At 70.5% G+C, this 16,558-nt stretch carries 7 protein-coding genes and 1 pseudogene; 7 read left to right on the top strand and 1 reads right to left on the bottom strand.

Going from position 1 to position 16,558, the window contains the following annotated elements:
- Window positions 1–76: 76 nt before the first annotated feature.
- The 5 genes from glgX (at window position 77) to glgB (ending at window position 9,972) form a co-directional block, all read left to right on the top strand.
- Window positions 77–2,221, top strand: a complete 2,145-nt coding sequence (gene glgX, locus RPX00_RS41050; RefSeq protein WP_406633804.1) for a glycogen debranching protein GlgX — start codon at window positions 77–79, stop codon at window positions 2,219–2,221.
- A gap of 287 nt (window positions 2,222–2,508) precedes the next feature.
- Window positions 2,509–4,488 (top strand): alpha-1,4-glucan--maltose-1-phosphate maltosyltransferase, encoded by a 1,980-nt coding sequence (locus RPX00_RS41045; protein WP_406633802.1) that lies wholly within the window; start codon window positions 2,509–2,511, stop codon window positions 4,486–4,488.
- 82 nt (window positions 4,489–4,570) lie between these two features.
- Window positions 4,571–6,364, top strand: coding sequence for a maltose alpha-D-glucosyltransferase (gene treS / locus RPX00_RS41040; RefSeq protein WP_406633800.1), 1,794 nt, complete (start codon window positions 4,571–4,573; stop codon window positions 6,362–6,364).
- A 1-nt stretch (window position 6,365) separates the two neighbouring features.
- Window positions 6,366–7,760, top strand: a complete 1,395-nt coding sequence (locus tag RPX00_RS41035) for a maltokinase N-terminal cap-like domain-containing protein (RefSeq protein WP_406633798.1) — start codon at window positions 6,366–6,368, stop codon at window positions 7,758–7,760.
- A 4-nt stretch (window positions 7,761–7,764) separates the two neighbouring features.
- Window positions 7,765–9,972, top strand: a complete 2,208-nt coding sequence (glgB, locus tag RPX00_RS41030) for a 1,4-alpha-glucan branching protein GlgB (protein ID WP_406633796.1) — start codon at window positions 7,765–7,767, stop codon at window positions 9,970–9,972.
- Between the two features lie 270 nt (window positions 9,973–10,242).
- Here glgB and RPX00_RS41025 read toward each other — a convergent pair whose 3' ends face one another.
- A complete protein-coding gene (locus RPX00_RS41025; protein WP_406633794.1) occupies window positions 10,243–11,235 on the bottom strand; it encodes a helix-turn-helix domain-containing protein in 993 nt (330 codons plus the stop codon).
- 85 nt (window positions 11,236–11,320) lie between these two features.
- Between RPX00_RS41025 and RPX00_RS41020 the strand changes: the two genes are divergently transcribed.
- Entirely contained in the window at window positions 11,321–15,418 is a 4,098-nt protein-coding gene (locus RPX00_RS41020) for a S8 family serine peptidase (protein WP_406633792.1), read from the top strand.
- Window positions 15,419–15,626: 208 nt separating this feature from the next.
- Window positions 15,627–16,454: pseudogene (locus RPX00_RS41015) on the top strand (family 16 glycosylhydrolase); the annotation flags it as partial.
- Window positions 16,455–16,558 lie beyond the last annotated feature (104 nt).

Below are 16,558 nucleotides of genomic sequence, written 5' to 3'. Positions count from 1 at the left end.
GTCACCACCCCTATCCTGGCCAAGTTCAGCCAAGCGCCGGAGCCCGGCGCCGCCCCGGGTTTGCAAAGATCGGCGCATGGCACAACGACCCGCATCCGACAACCAGGTCCTCGCCGGACGGCCGTTTCCGCTCGGCGCACACCCGGAGGCGGGCGGTGTCCGGTTCGCGGTGACGTCCGCCGTCGCCGACGCGGTCGAGGTGTGCCTCATCGGCGACGACGGCTCCGAGCGCCGGATCGAGCTGACCGAACGCACGTTCGGCGTCTGGCACGGCCTCGTCCCGGGCGTCACGGTCGGCCAGCGCTACGGCTACCGCGTGCACGGCCCGTACGATCCTGGCCGCGGCTACCGGTGCAATCCGGCCAAGCTCCTCGTCGACCCGTATGCCCGCCGGATCGCCGGGACGCTCGCCAGCCTGCCCGCCGCGCAGGGCTTCACCGGCGACCCTGACCGCGGTCCGATGTCCACTGTGGACTCTCTGGGTGCGGTGCCGCTGTCGGTCGTCACGTCGCCGGGCGGACAGGACACCGGGGTCAAACCGGAGGTGCCGTTCGAGGAGTCGGTGATCTGCGAACTGCACGTGAAGGGGTTCACCCAGCAGCATCCGTTCATCCCGGAGGCGCTGCGCGGCACGTACCTCGGCCTCGCGCATCCGGTGGCGATCGAGCACCTGACCCGGCTCGGCGTGACGACCGTCGAACTGCTGCCGGTGCACGCGTTCGCCGACGAGCCCGCGCTCATGCGCTCCGGACGGCACAACTACTGGGGCTACTCGCCGCTGGGCTACTTCGCGCCGCACGCCGGGTACGCGAGCGAGCCCGGCCGCGAGGTCGAGGAGTTCCGCACGATGGTGGCGGCCCTGCACGCGGCCGGCATCGAGGTCCTGCTCGACGTCGTCTTCAACCACACCTGCGAGGGCGGCCCGGACGGTCCGACGCTCTCGCTGCGCGGCCTCGACGCCCCGGCGTACTACCTGCACACCCGCCGCGGGCACATGGCCGACCTCACCGGCTGCGGCAACACCCTCGACGCCGGTTCGCCGACGGTCGTCCGGCTGGTCACCGATTCGCTGCGGTACTGGACGCAGGAGATGGGCGTCGACGGGTTCCGCTTCGACCTGGCGAGCACGCTCGGCCGCCCGCGCGGCGAGATGTTCGACCGCGAGTCGACGATGCTCACCGCGATCACCACCGACCCGGTGCTGTCGCGCTGCAAGCTGATCGCCGAACCGTGGGACGCGACCGGCGAGGGCTACCGCGTCGGCGATTTCGGCGCGCAGTGGGCCGAATGGAACGGCCGCTACCGCGACACCGTCCGCGACTTCTGGCGCGGCGCGACCGGCGTCCGCGACCTCGCGTACCGGCTGTCCGGCTCGTCCGACCTGTACGACCACAACCTGCGCCGGCCGTGGCAGTCGATCAACTTCGTCACCGCGCACGACGGCTTCACGCTGCGGGACCTGGTGTCCTACAACGAAAAGCACAACGAGGCCAACGGCGAGGACAACCGCGACGGCACGAACGACAACCGCTCGTGGAACCACGGCGCGGAGGGCGAGACCGACGACGCGGCGATCGTCGCGCTGCGCACCCGCCAGGCCCGCAACCTCTTCGCGACGCTGCTGCTGTCCACCGGGACCCCGATGTTCACCGCGGGCGACGAGATGTGGCGGACCCAGCAGGGCAACAACAACGCCTACTGCCTCGACGACGAAACGTCGTGGCTCGACTGGACGCCGACCGAGTCGTCCGAGCCGATGCTCGACTTCGCCCGTCGCGTGGTCCGGCTGCGCGCGCACAGCCCGGCGCTGCGGCAGCCGGAGTTCTTCGAGGGCCGCACGACGGTCACCGGCAAACCCGACCTCGTGTGGTTCCGTCCGGACGGCGAGGAGTTCGACGAGATCGACTGGTTCGACGAGGACCGCCGCACGCTCTGCATGTGGATCGACGGCTCGAACAGCCAGGCGCGCAACCGCGAGGGCGCGCTCGTCACCGATCACTCGTGGCTGCTGGTGCTGCACGCCGGCGCGGAACCGGCCGAGGTGGTCCTGCCCGGCCCGGAGTACGGCGAGACCTTCAAACCCACCTTGGACACCAGCACCGCCGACGGCACTCCGGCGAATCCGGGCGTGCTGGAACCGAAAGCGCGGATCACGGTCGGGGCGCGTTCGCTGCTGTTGCTGCGCGCGCCGCGGGACACCGTCGAGATCCCGCAGCTGTAGGCGGTGCTCGCGAAACCGGGAGATTCCACGACTGGAGACTGGTACTCGCGGGTAATCACCGGAACGCGCCGCCGATTGTTAACGCAATTCGGCGCGCGTGTTGCGGGCGGGAGACGGGAATGCGTCCGAGAGTTCCGCCGAATGGGCCCGTTTCGCCCGACCGGGTGGCGGGAATTTCCGAAAAAGGCCCCGCTGTCAACGGCTTTGGAGGAATCAGGCACACTGACCGTGCTCGCGGAAGCACACTCCGCCCACCCTCCCACCCACGGTGAAAAAGGGGCATTGCCATGACCGGCAGGCTCGGGATCGACGACGTCGCACCCATTGTCAGCTGCGGCCGATATCCGGCCAAGGCCGTCGCAGGCGAACATTTCCCGGTCACCGCGACGGTCTGGCGCGAGGGCCACGACGCGGTCGCCGCGACGGTCGCCTGGCGCGGCCCCGGCGACCGGGCCGCGCGCCAGACGCGGATGGCCGAACAGGGCCGGGGGCTCGACCGGTTCGGCGCGGTGATCGTGCCCGACGCCGAGGGCATGTGGACCTACCGCGTGGACGCGTGGAGCGATCCGTGGGCCACCTGGGAGCACGCGGTGGAGGTGAAGATCGCCGCCGGGCAGGGGCCGGGGGAGCTGGCCAACGACCTGGAGAGCGGCGCGCTGCTGCTCGACCGCGTGTCGCGCCGCCCGGAGCGCCGGGCCGAGCGCCCGCTGCTCGCCGGGGCCGCCGCCGCGCTGCGCGACGACGAGCGCGATCTCGCCGAGCGCGTCGGGCCCGCGCTGTCGCCCGAGGTCCGCCAGCTGATGCACGACTACCCGGTGCGCGAGCTGATCACCAAGGGCCGCGCGCTGAAGCTGTGGGTCGACCGCAAACGCGCCGCTTTCGGTTCCTGGTACGAATTCTTCCCCCGTTCCACCGGCGGGGTCGACGCGCACGGCCGCGCGGTGCACGGCACCTTCGCCACCGCCGCGCGCGAGCTGGACCGCGTCGCGGGCATGGGCTTCGACGTCGTCTACCTGCCGCCGGTGCATCCCATCGGCCGGGTGAACCGCAAGGGCCCCAACAACACTCTCGACGCGACGCCCGAGGACGTCGGCTCGCCGTGGGCGATCGGCGCGGACGAGGGCGGGCACGACGCGATCCACCCGGAGCTGGGCACGATCGAGGACTTCGACGCGTTCGCCGCGCGCGCGGAGGAACTCGGCCTCGAGGTCGCGCTCGACCTCGCGCTGCAGGCCGCGCCCGATCACCCGTGGGTGGTCAAGTACCCGGAGTTCTTCACCACCCGCCCGGACGGCACCATCGCGTACGCGGAGAACCCGCCGAAGAAGTACCAGGACATCTACCCGGTCAACTTCGACAACGACCCGCGCGGCATCTACGACGAGGTGCTCCGCGTCGTGCTGCACTGGGTGTCGCACGGGGTGCGGATCTTCCGGGTCGACAACCCGCACACCAAGCCGCCGGACTTCTGGGCGTGGCTGATCCAGTCGGTCAAGGACGCGCATCCGGACGTGCTGTTCCTCGCCGAGGCGTTCACCCGCCCGGCCCGGCTGTGGGGGCTCGCGAAGCTCGGCTTCACCCAGAGCTACACCTATTTCACCTGGCGCACCACGAAAGAAGAGCTGACCGAGTTCGGCACGGACCTCGTCGCGCACTGGGACCACGGCAGGCCGAACCTGTTCGTGAACACCCCGGACATCCTCCACGAGTCGCTGCAGCACGGCGGTCCCGGCATGTTCGCGCTGCGCGCCGCGCTGGCCGCGACGATGTCGCCGACCTGGGGCGTGTACTCCGGCTACGAGCTGTTCGAATCCGAGGCGGTGCGGCCGGGCAGCGAGGAGTACCTCGACTCGGAGAAGTACCAGCTGCGCCCGCGCGATTTCGCCCGCGCGCTCGCCGAAGGCCGTTCGCTGGAACCGTGGCTGACCCGGCTCAACGCGATCCGCCGCGCGCATCCGGCGCTGCAGGGCATGCGGTCGCTGCGCTTCCACCACGTCGACAACGACGCGCTGCTCGCTTACTCCAAACAGGATCCGGCGACCGGAGACACGGTCGTCGCGGTGATCAACCTCGACCCGCACAACGCGCGGGAGGGCACGCTCTGGCTCGACCTGCCCGCGCTCGGCTTCGACTGGTCCGAGCGGCTCATCGCGCACGACGAGGTCACCGGCGAGACGTGGGACTGGGGCCAGGCGAACTTCGTCCGGCTCGAACCGTGGCGGGCGGTCGCGCACATCGTGGCGCTGCGCCGCCGGCTCGCGGCCTGACCAGAAAAACCCTCGCGAGCGGTTATCCCGGCCGGAACCGGGATAACCGCTTCCGAGCAGCACTCACGACAAGGTGGAACGGATGGACGAGGACAGCCGGCCCGGCGCCGCCGCGGGACTGGCGGGCGTGCCGCACACCGGGGAGGCGGTGACCGCCGACGGCCTGCTGGTCGAGCCGCAGGCGGACGACTTCGGGCACGCGCACGCGGCGCCGAAGGACCCGGAATGGTTCAAGAGCGCGGTGTTCTACGAGGTGCTGGTGCGCGCGTTCGCCGATTCGAACGGCGACGGCACCGGCGACCTGCGCGGGCTGGCCGAGCGGCTGGACTACCTCGAATGGCTCGGGGTGGACTGCCTGTGGCTGCCGCCGTTCTACGCCTCGCCGCTGCGCGACGGCGGCTACGACATCAGCGATTTCCGTGCCGTGCTCCCGGAATTCGGCAGCGTCGAGGATTTCGTGTACCTGCTCGACGAGGCGCACCGGCGCGGCATCCGGGTGATCACCGACCTCGTGCTCAACCACACCTCGGACGCGCATCCGTGGTTCCAGCAGTCGCGCTCGGACCCGGACGGCCCGTACGGCGACTACTACGTGTGGAGCGACGACGACTCCCGCTACGCCGACGCGCGGATCATCTTCGTCGACACCGAGACGTCGAACTGGACCTACGACCCGGTGCGCGGCCAGTTCTACTGGCACCGGTTCTTCTCCCACCAGCCGGACCTCAACTACGAGAACCCGGTCGTGCAGGACGCGATGATCGACGTGCTGCGGTTCTGGCTCGACATCGGCATCGACGGCTTCCGCCTCGACGCCGTGCCCTACCTGTTCGAACAGGAGGGCACCAACTGCGAGAACCTGCCGCGCACGCACGATTTCCTCAAGCGCTGCCGCAAGGTCGTCGACGACGAGTACCCCGGCCGGATCCTGCTGGCCGAGGCGAACCAGTGGCCCACCGACGTGGTCGAGTACTTCGGCGACGCCGAGTCCGGCGGCGACGAATGCCACATGGCCTTCCACTTCCCGCTGATGCCGCGGATCTTCATGGCGGTGCGCCGGGAGTCGCGGTTCCCGATCTCGGAGATCCTGCTGCAGACGCCGCAGATCCCGTCCGGCACGCAGTGGGGCATCTTCCTGCGCAACCACGACGAGTTGACGCTCGAGATGGTGAGCGACGAAGAGCGCGACTACATGTACTCCGAGTACGCCAAGGACCCGCGGATGAAGGCCAACATCGGCATCCGCCGCAGGCTCGCCCCGCTGCTGGACAACGACCGCAACCAGCAGGAGCTGTTCACCGCGCTGCTGCTGTCGCTGCCCGGGTCGCCGGTGCTGTACTACGGCGACGAGATCGGCATGGGCGACAACATCTGGCTCGGCGACCGGGACGCGGTCCGCACGCCGATGCAGTGGACGCCGGACCGCAACGCCGGGTTCTCCACCTGCGACCCCGGCCGCATCTACCTGCCGGTGATCATGGACCCGGTGTACGGGCACCAGGCGCTCAACGTCGAGGCGCAGGCGGACAACGCGGCGTCGCTGCTGAACTGGACGCGCCGGATGATCGAGGTGCGCAAACAGCACCACGCGTTCGGCCAGGGCGATTTCACCGACCTCGGAGGGTCGAACCCGAGCGTGCTCGCCTACCAGCGCCGGTGGCGGCGCCCGGACGGCCGCGAGGACGTCGTGCTGTGCGTCAACAACCTGTCCCGTTTCCCGCAGCCGGTGGAACTGGACCTGTCCGCGCACCAGGGCGCGACGCCGGTCGAGCTGACCGGCGGCGTGCGGTTCCCGGACATCGGCGAGCTGCCTTACCTGCTCACCCTGCCCGGGCACGGGTTCTACTGGTTCCAGCTGCTCGAGCCGGAAGAATGAGGTGAGTCCGCTGCCGCAGCACGATTTCCCGCCCGAAACGTCCGAGGTGTCCGGGGCGCTGGCCGCCCTGCTGCCCGGCTGGCTGCCCGCGCAGCGCTGGTTCGCCGGCAAGGACCGGCCGGTCGACGAGGTCCGCCCGGCCGGGCTCACCGTGCTGGCCGGGCCGGATCCGCTGCTGGTGCACGCGGTCGTCGACGTGGTGCAGGGAGACCGCGTCGAGCCGTACCAGATGCTGATCGGCCGCCGGTCCGGGGTTCCCGAGGTGGCTTCGGCGGCGGTGCTCGGCGACGGGTTCTACGAGGCGAGCGGCGACGCGGACCTCACCGCCGGGCTGCTGGACCGGATGGCGGCGGGCGAATCCGCCGGCCCGCTGCGGTTCTCGGCGGAGCCGGACACGACGCTCGACCCCGGGCTGCGGTCGCGGCCGATCACCGCGGAGCAGAGCAACACTTCGCTGGTGTACGGCGGGCAGTACATCCTCAAGCTGTTCCGCAAGCTCAGCCCCGGCATGAACAAAGACCTGCTGCTGCACCGCGCGCTGCAGGACGCGGGCTGCAAGCACATCGCCCGCGTGGTCGGCTCGATCTCCGGCGAACTGCACGGCGAGCCCGCGACGATGGGGATGCTGCAGGAGTTCCTGGCGGACGCGGTCGACGGCTGGGCGATGGCGACCACGAGCGTGCGGGACCTGCTGGCCGACCCGGACCAGCCCGCCGCCGAGGCGGGCGGCGACTTCGCGGGCGAGTCCGAGCGGCTCGGCGCCGCGGTGGCCGAGGTGCACGCGGACCTCGCGACCGCGCTCGGCACCGAGCCCGCGGACGACGACGAGCTGGACCGCACCGTGCGCGCGATGACCGAGCGGCTCGACCAGGTGTCCAGTGTCGTCCCCGAGCTGGCGGTGTACGCGCCCGCGCTGCGCGAAGCGTTCGAAGCGGTGCGCGCGCACGAGTCGCCGATAGTCATGCAGTACATCCACGGCGATCTGCACTTGGGCCAAGTGCTGCGTACCGTCAGCGGATGGCTGTTGCTGGACTTCGAAGGCGAACCGGCCGCCCCGGTCGCGGAACGGCACGCGCTGCGCTCGCCGCTGCGCGACGTGGCTGGCATGCTCCGGTCGTTCGACTACGCGGCGCACCAGCGGCTGATCGGACAGCCGGAAAACGCGGACGTGACCCGGCACGCGATGGAATGGGCCCGGCGCAACCGCGCCGCGTTCTGCACCGGGTACGCCCGCGCCGGCGGCCCGGTCGGCGACCCGCAGGCGCACGCGGGCCTGCTCCGCGCCTTTGAACTGGACAAAGCGGTGTACGAGGTCGCCTACGAGCACGCGAACCGGCCGGACTGGCTGAGCGTGCCGCTGGCGGCGATCGCCCGCAGCACCGACGGAAGCGAGTGACCCCGTGAACGCTGTCCCCGCGGATCTGCCCTCGGCGGCGCCGTCCCCGCTCGACATCGACCGGTTGCTGGCGGGCGAGCACCACGACCCGCACGCGGTGCTCGGCGTGCACACCGACGGCAGCGACATCGTCGTGCGCGCGCTGCGCCCGGGCGCGACGTCGGTGTCGGTCGTCGCCGGCGACCGCCGTGTCCCGCTGGAACGCGTGGCGGACGCGCTGTTCGCCGCGGTGCTGCCGGAGCATCCGGGCGACTACCGGATCGAGGTCGGCTACGACAACCGCACCGTGGTCACCGACGACCCGTACCGCTGGCTGCCGACGGTGGGGGAGCTGGACCAGCACCTGATCGGCGAAGGACGGCACGAGCGGCTGTGGGACGTGCTCGGCGCGCACGTGCGCCGGTACGACACCCCGCACGGCGTCGTCGAAGGCGTGTCCTTCGCGGTGTGGGCGCCGACCGCGCGCGGCGTGCGGGTGATCGGCGACTTCAACGCGTGGGAGGGCCGCGGCCACCCGATGCGCTCGCTCGGGTCCTCGGGCGTATGGGAGCTGTTCGTCCCCGGCGTTCCGGTCGGCAGCTGCTACAAATTCCGCATCCTCGGCGCGGACAGGCACTGGCACGAGAAGGCCGACCCGATGGCGTTCGCCACCGAGGTACCGCCCGCGACCGCGTCGAAGGTCACCGAATCGTCGTACGCCTGGGGCGACGACGCCTGGGTCGCCCGGCGCGAGGCGACCGACTGGGCGGACGCGCCGATGAGCGTGTACGAGGTGCACCTCGGCTCGTGGCGGCCCGGGCTCGGCTACCGCGAGCTGGCCGACCAATTGGCCGACTACGTCGAGGAAACCGGCTTCACGCACGTCGAATTCCTGCCGGTGGCCGAGCATCCGTTCGGCGGTTCGTGGGGCTACCAGGTCACCTCGTACTACGCGCCGACGTCCCGCTTCGGCTCGCCGGACGACTTCCGGTACCTGGTCGACCACCTGCACCAGCGCGGCATCGGCGTGCTCGTGGACTGGGTGCCCGCGCATTTCCCGCGCGACATCTGGGCTTTGGCGCGGTTCGACGGCAGCCCGCTGTACGAGCACGAGGACCCGCGCCGCGGCGAACAGCCGGACTGGGGCACGCTCGTGTTCAACTTCGGCCGCAACGAGGTGCGCAACTTCCTGGTCGCGAACGCGCTGTTCTGGCTGGAGGAGTTCCACCTCGACGGCCTGCGCGTCGACGCGGTCGCCTCGATGCTGTACCTCGACTACTCGCGCAAGGACGGCGAGTGGCTGCCGAACGAGTACGGCGGCCGGGAAAACCTCGACGCGGTGCGGTTTCTGCAGGAGCTGAACGCGACTGTCTACAAGCGACACCCCGGCGTGGTCATGGTGGCCGAGGAATCGACCGCGTGGCCGGGCGTCACCCGTCCGACGCATCTGGGCGGCCTGGGTTTCGGCTTCAAGTGGAACATGGGCTGGATGCACGACACGCTCCGCTACCTGTCGCACGAGCCGATCCACCGGGCGTACCACCACAACGAGATGACCTTCTCGCTCGTGTACGCGTGGAGCGAGAACTTCGTCCTGCCGCTGTCGCACGACGAAGTGGTGCACGGCAAGGGTTCCCTGTGGGAGCGGATGCCGGGCGACGACTGGAACAAGGCCGCCGGACTACGGGCCCTGCTGGCGTTCATGTGGGCGCATCCAGGCAAGCAGCTGCTGTTCATGGGCGGCGAATTCGGCCAGCCGCGCGAATGGTCGGAGTCGCGATCGCTGGACTGGCACCTGCTGGAAACCCCGCTGCACCGCGGCGTCCGCGACCTGATCCGCCAGCTGAACGCGCTCTACCGGGGGACAGCCGCGCTGTTCAGCGGCGACGTCCGGCCCGACGGCTTCCGCTGGATCGACGCGAACGACTCAGCGGGAAACGTACTGAGCTTCCTCCGCCTGGGCACGGACGGCTCACGGCTGGCGTGCATCGCGAACTTCGCCGGAATCCCGCACCACGACTACCGGGTAGGCCTCCCGTCCGCAGGCCGCTGGACCGAGGTGCTGAACACCGACGCGGAATCCTTCGGCGGTTCAGGAGTCGGAAACCTAGGCGCAGTCGAGGCAACCGAGGAACCATGGCACGGCCAACCAGCATCGGCGGTCCTGCAACTACCGCCGAGCGGAGTGCTATGGCTGCTGGAGGACCAACCCTCCACCAACACCGAGGCTTAACCCGCCACCGCCACTGCAGTCCGTGAAGGACTCCTTGAGGGAACCTGATTCCCTCAAGGAGTCCTTCACGGACCAACTCGCCGCCGATGCACCCACCCATCGAGGCACCCAGCCCCCGCCCTGCACCCCGATACGAAGCCTCCCTGCGGTCTGGTGGTGCTTGTCAAGGCATCTTTCCCGCCTTGACAAGCACCACCAGACCGTCAGCACAATTAGGCTTCGGGGTGCCCCACGCACCACCGCCCGTGAGGGGAACCCTCACGAACTCCGTCACAACAACCCCCGCGCCATAGCATTCATCCCAGCCTGAAACCGCGTAGTCGCGTTCAACTCCGACATCAACCGCCGCACCCTTCGCTGCGTCGTCCGCGCACTCCACCCCAACGCCCGCGCGATCCCCGCATCCGTCTGCCCCGACGCCAGCAACGTCAGCAAGGCAGCGGCATCCGGATCCACACCAGCAAGCGCACCGCTGATCGGCACCGCCCGCTCCCACTCGGCTTCGAAGAGCGTGACCAACGCGTCCAGCAACGCCGACGCGTGGATGATGTACGCCGCGTCCACCACCCGCGGCGACGAGCTGATCGGGATCACCGCGACCTTCTCGTCCGCCATCACCATCTTGATCGGCAGCGTCGGCCGCACCCGCGATCGTTCACCGCGGCTGGCCAGGATGTCGCCGCGCAACCGGCCGGGCACCGCGACGGCGGCTTGCGCGTAGATGACCCGGTACGTGATGCCCGCTTTGAGCCGCCGCTGTTCCTCGCCGAGGTTCGCCCCGGGCGGTTTGACGTACGGCGGCCGGTCGAAACCTCGGATCTGTGTCCGAGCTTCCTCCTGCACCCGCCGCACGCGGCTGTCGATGTTGTCCGCCCCGGTGACGACTTCGACCAGTTCCGCCGGGTGCGTGAACCGGCTCGCCTCGCGGTGCACCTCCATCAGATCCTCGATTTTCGCCCGCGCCTCGCGCAGTTCCGCGGCCCGCTCGGCGGCCAGTGCGCCGAGCGCGAGTTCGGGCGGCGCGGCGAGGTAGCGCGCGGGCCGTCCGGGTACGCGGCTGGCCAATCCGGCTGCGGTGAGACGGGAAAGCGCGCGCGACACCTGTTGTGCCGACAGCCCGCACTGCTCGGCGACGTCCGCGGCGCGGGTGCGCGGATGTCCGACGAGTGCGGTGTAGACCCGGGTGTCCGAAAGCGGCAGTCCGAGCGCGGACAAATCCGGCGCGGTCTGGCGTGAATCGGCCGCCTGGCGACTATTGGTCATGGTGGCTATCTTGCGCCACGCCGTCGCGGGCTGGGAAATTGATCCGATCACTGACCCCCGTCCCCCCGACGCGAAAGGGGGCGCTGTGTCTCGCGCCCGCACGTCCTCGCTGCGCATCCTCGTCACCGCCGTGACGTTGTGCGGCCTCGCCGCGGCCCCGGCTTTGGCCGCGCCGCCACCGGATCAGCCCTCGTCCAGACACGTCGCGATGCCGGACGGGGGAGCGATCACGCTCGCCGCCGACGGCACCGCGACCCGCACCGACGCCCGCGGCAAGACCGTCGCGAAAACCGTGCTGCCCCTTGCCCAAGGCACGTCCGCGCTCGGTGGTTTCGCCCCGACCGACGACGCCGTACGCGCTGCTTTCACCCGCCAGCAACCCGCCGACGTCGTCCTGCAGCTAGCGCCGTCGACCTCCGTGACGGGCCCGCCGATCGCGGCGGGCAAGCGGGCCGCTCGCACTTCCGACAACGTTGTCAACACGGCGTTGGCCGAAGTCGGCGCAACCTCGGTCGAGCCCGTTTTCCCCGACGCCACCGAGGTTCCCGCGCTGTCGAAGACCGTCCTGGTGCACCTGCGCGGCTCCGACGCGGCAGAGGCCGCGCAGAAGCTGTCGAAGACACCCGGCGTGGTGAGCGCCAGTGTGAACCGCCGCGTCTCGGCGATGTCCACCGGCCCAGTCCCCGTGCCACACCCCGCGCAACACCAGCAGGCACACGCCAAACCGCCCGCGCCGCTGCCGGACAACTACGGCGTCAGCTCGTCTGCGCAGAGCTACCTCAACGCGGGCGGCACCAACGCGCTCGGCGCGTACAGCCTGCTGAAGTCGAAGTACGGCCAGCTTCCCGGCACCGGCCAGATCATCACCAACGTCTCCATCGGCGACCTGACCGACCAGAGCATGGCCGACGCGGGCGATCAGTACGTCCGCACCTACGGCCCGACCACGATCGTCCGCGACGGCCAGCGGTATCTCGATCTGCCGTCCATGCCGCTGATCCCGACCTACACAGCGAGCCCGTCCGGTCGCCTGGACCCGCTCGGTTCGGCGGAAGGCCAGGACCCGGCGCTCGGCGAGGTGCTGCTCGACTTCGGCGTGATGGCCCCGCTCCCGCACGACGCGCAGCGGCCGGACGCGACCGGGTCCGGCTACACGGATCTGCTCGGCATCGCACCGGGCGCGCAGTACCGGCTCGTCGTGCCGCAGGAGCCGACCGTCGACCAGATCGCGGTCTCGCTGCTGGCCGCCGCCCGGCAGACGCCGCGGCCGAACGTGATCACGGCGAGCCTCGGCGAAGGCACCGACACGGTCGGTTTCCCCAGCCGGTACCTCGAAGACGATCCGGTGCTGCAGTCCGTGGTCAGCACGATCGTGCACCAGTACCACATCGTCGTCACCATCTCGGCCAACGACGGAACCCGGCTCTACACGCCCACCGCGGTCGGCCCGGACGGCGGCAGCACACCGACCGACGTCGCCCGCAATGCCAATGACACCACCGACATCGACGACGACGCGTACTCCACGACGCCGACCAAGGTCCTCGACAGCGGCGCGATCGCCGTCGGCGGCACGACGCTGGACGACACCCTGTCGGTGCCGCAGCGCTCCGGCACCCCGGCCGCACACAACCCGACCTTCGCCACGACCCGCTTCAACGGCGGCGCGGCCTACTCGTCCGGTTTCGGCTCGCGGGTGAACATCTCCGCGCCCAGCGACGGAATTCTCGTCTACCAGCACACCGAACGAGGCTCCGCCCAGGACGTGACTCCCGTGCTCAACGGCGGCACCTCGGCGTCCGCGCCCATGACCGCCGCCGCGGCCGCCGTCGTGCTTCAAGCCGCGAAACTCAGCGGCCGCCCGATGAACCCGCTCGACGTCCGGAACGTGCTGACGCGTTCCGCGCGGCCAGTGGCGACTCCACCGCAGGCAGACCAGCCGGTGACCGTCGGACCGCAGCTCGACGTGACCGCCGCCCTCCAATCGGTGCTTGGCATTCACACCCCTCCGTCGATCGCGCGGCTGTCGGTCGCACACCGGGTGACCACGGGCGGGCTCGGCGCAGCCTTCGTGGAAGACGCCCCGGACGGCCGGATCGACCTCGCCACCCAGGGCACCGGCGAGGGACTCGTCGGCCCGGTGACGATCGGAGCCGACGTCGTGGACGCGCCGCCTGGTGCGTCGTACGCGCTGAAGGTCGGCGGCAAGGAGTTCCGCTCAGCGGTGCCCGCGGTCCGGCTGAGCCCGACCGAACTCCTGACTGCCGCAGGGCTTCCGGTGCTCGCCACGACCGACCGGACCGTGCCGGTCACCTTCGAGGTCCGCATCGCCGGCTGGCCGATCGCGTCCGCCAGCCGCACCCTGACGGTCGGCCCGACCGACGGCACCTACGCCGAAGCGCAGGCCCCGGTCGCGCCCGCGACTGTCCACACCGGACAGTCGACCCGCGTGCACTACGACCTCACCGGCGTGCGGAACCTGTCGAACCCGCAGCTCGTCGTGTCGACGCTCGGCCACTGGAGCCCGGTCAGCGCCCCGCTGTTCGGGACCACGTTCACCGCGCCGCTGACCGCGACGTCCGGAGACGTGTTGGTGCCGGCCACGGCGTTCGCCTCCGGCAGCGGGATCTACGGCATCGGAATCGTGCAGCGCTCGGTCGCTGGCAGCGTCGGCGACCCGGTGTACGGCGAGTTCACCGCGGTTCGCGTCGGCGGCGATGCCGGACAGCGGCCGGACGCGCCGCTTCTCAATTCCGAACACCACGCGGAAATCACTCGCGCCGCGCCCGGGTTCTCGGTCGGCTACGACGTCCGCGGCATCCGCGGTGCAGCAGGTGCGGCTGTCGAGTTCTCCGCACCCGCGCCGACGCTGTTCAAGTCGCTCAACACCGTGACGAACGCGAACGGCGACAGTCGGGACGCAGGCGGCCCAAGCGCCGGATCGGTTGCGTACCAACAGCTTCCCGGCCGCAACGGCACCGCGAAGCTGGACGCGGGCAAGCTCGGGCTTGGCGGTTCGCTGTCGTACAACGTCCGCGTCTTCGCCACCGACGCGCACGGACACATCCTCGGCCAGGCCTCGCCGACGTCGTTCCTCACCGTGGACGACGGCCTCGCGCCAGGGGACACCGTGGTGACGAGCTTCGCGGCTTCGGCCACCGGCACGTCGTACGTCGCGCTGCGCGAACCCGGCGCGGGGGAGTCGGTGCGGGAGTACGACGCCGCCAAGGGCACCTACGGCCGAGCCCTCGCCAGCGACGCGTCACCGAACCGCGGCTACCAAGTCCTCGGCGCGGATCCGGACGCGCATCGCCTGGCGCTACTGCACTTCGGCGGCGATCCGTCCACTGTGGATACTTACGACACGGCGTCGGGCAAGCTCGTCGCCAGCGCTTCCGCGGCCGGGTACTCGCTCAACGGCGGCCGCGTCGATCCAGTGCGGCACCGCGCCGCACTGCTGGCCCACCACGACGGCGACAACGCCGACGCGGTGCTGCCGCTCGACCTCGCCACGGGCGCGTTCGGCAAGCCGTTACCCGCCGATCCGCCCGGCGTGGCACCCGGCGCGTACCGGATGCTCGACCTCGATCCGGCGAACGGTTTCGTCTACCTGAGCCGGGCCAACGAGAGCATGATCTGCTTCAGCGGCGGCGCGGGTCCGCTGGCTCGCGTCGATCTGAACTCGGGCGAGGTCCGGCGAGCGGACGGCGGCAGCGGCTGCGCCACCGGCGTGGCGGTCGACTCCGGAGCCGGCAAGGTCTACCAACCGGAGTATCGCGCGATCAGCCTCAACATCGTCGGCACGACGTCGCTGGCGTCGGTGGACGAGACGACGCTGGCGTCGGCGGGCACGATCGGCGTGCGCAAGCAGCGGGGCGGGTTCCTGGCCGTCGACGGCATGCACCACCTGGGCCTGGAGGCGTTCCGGACCCCGCCGGTGCTGTCGCAGTTCGGCAAGGTCGGCGGCGTGGTCACCGACAACAACGCGACGAGCCAGTTCGCGGTCGTCGACCTCGCCGCCGGGAAACCGGTCGCGGTGGTGCCCGGCCTGAACTTCGTGACCGGCCCGTTCGGCGGCGAGTACGACCAGCTGACCGAGCGTTCGGCACAGCTCGACCCGGCCAGCCGCACCGGCTGGGCGCCCTCCGCGGACGGGCGGCAGCTGCAGCAGTTCCGGTACTGACGCCGGGCCGGATGACCGGGCCGCTTGCCCGTCCGGTCATCCGGCGTTGCCCGGAATTCCCCGGGGAACCAGCCGCGCGGACCTTCGGTCGGAAAATGACCCACGGAATGCCTTGCCGGTGCGGGAACCGGTCGGCATACTTTGTTGCCATCCACAACAAACCCGGGTGGCGCCGCCAGGCCGCCCTCGAGTGATTGAGGGATGACCAGTGACTTCACAGACGTCCAGAAAATCCCGGTGGCGGCTGCTCGCGCTTCCCGCGGCGCTCGTCGTGGCGGGCGCGGTCGCGACGGCGCCCGCGGGGAACGCCGCCCCCGCCGCCGCTCCGGCCGCCGGGTTCTCCGACGACTTCGACGGCCCGGCGGGTTCGCCCGCCGACGGGGGCAAGTGGACCTACGAAACCGGTGACAACAACGGCAACAACCACGAACGGCAGTGGTACACCTCGGGCGCGGCGAACGGCGCGCTCGACGGCCAGGGCCACCTCGTGATCACCGCGAAGAAAGAGAACTCCGGCAACAACTGCTGGTACGGCGCGTGCCAGTACACCTCCGCGCGGCTGAACACCGCGGGCAAGTTCAGCCAGGCGTACGGGCACATGGAAGTGCGCATGAAGCTGCCGCGCGGCCAGGGCATGTGGCCCGCGTTCTGGATGCTCGGCGGCGGCCAGTGGCCGGACGACGGCGAGATCGACGTCATGGAGAACATCGGCAAGGAGCCGAACACCGTGCACGGCACCATCCACGGCCCCGGCTACTCGGGAGCCGGCGGCATCGGCGCGGCGTTCAACGGCCCGAACTTCTCCGACGACTTCCACACCTACGCCGTCGACTGGTCGCCGGAGAAGATCGTGTGGCTGGTCGACGGGCAGGCCTACCAAACCCGTACGCCAGCGGATCTGAACGGCAAGAAGTGGGTGTATGACCACCCGTTCTACCTGATCCTCAACCTCGCGGTGGGCGGCGACTGGCCGGGCGACCCGGACGGCAGCACCCAGTTCCCGCAGCAACTGGTGGTCGACTACGTGCACGTGAGCTGACCACCCTCGCCGCCGCCGGAACCTCGGCGGCGAGCGGAGAAGGCGCGGTCTCCGCGGCCCCGTCCGGCCCAGCCCATTCCGGGCCGGACGGGGCTTTCCCG

It is taken from the genome of Amycolatopsis sp. WGS_07, from assembly GCF_045278895.1.
Lineage (GTDB): Bacteria > Actinomycetota > Actinomycetes > Mycobacteriales > Pseudonocardiaceae > Amycolatopsis.
This window is presented reverse-complemented; position numbering and strand designations above follow the sequence as displayed.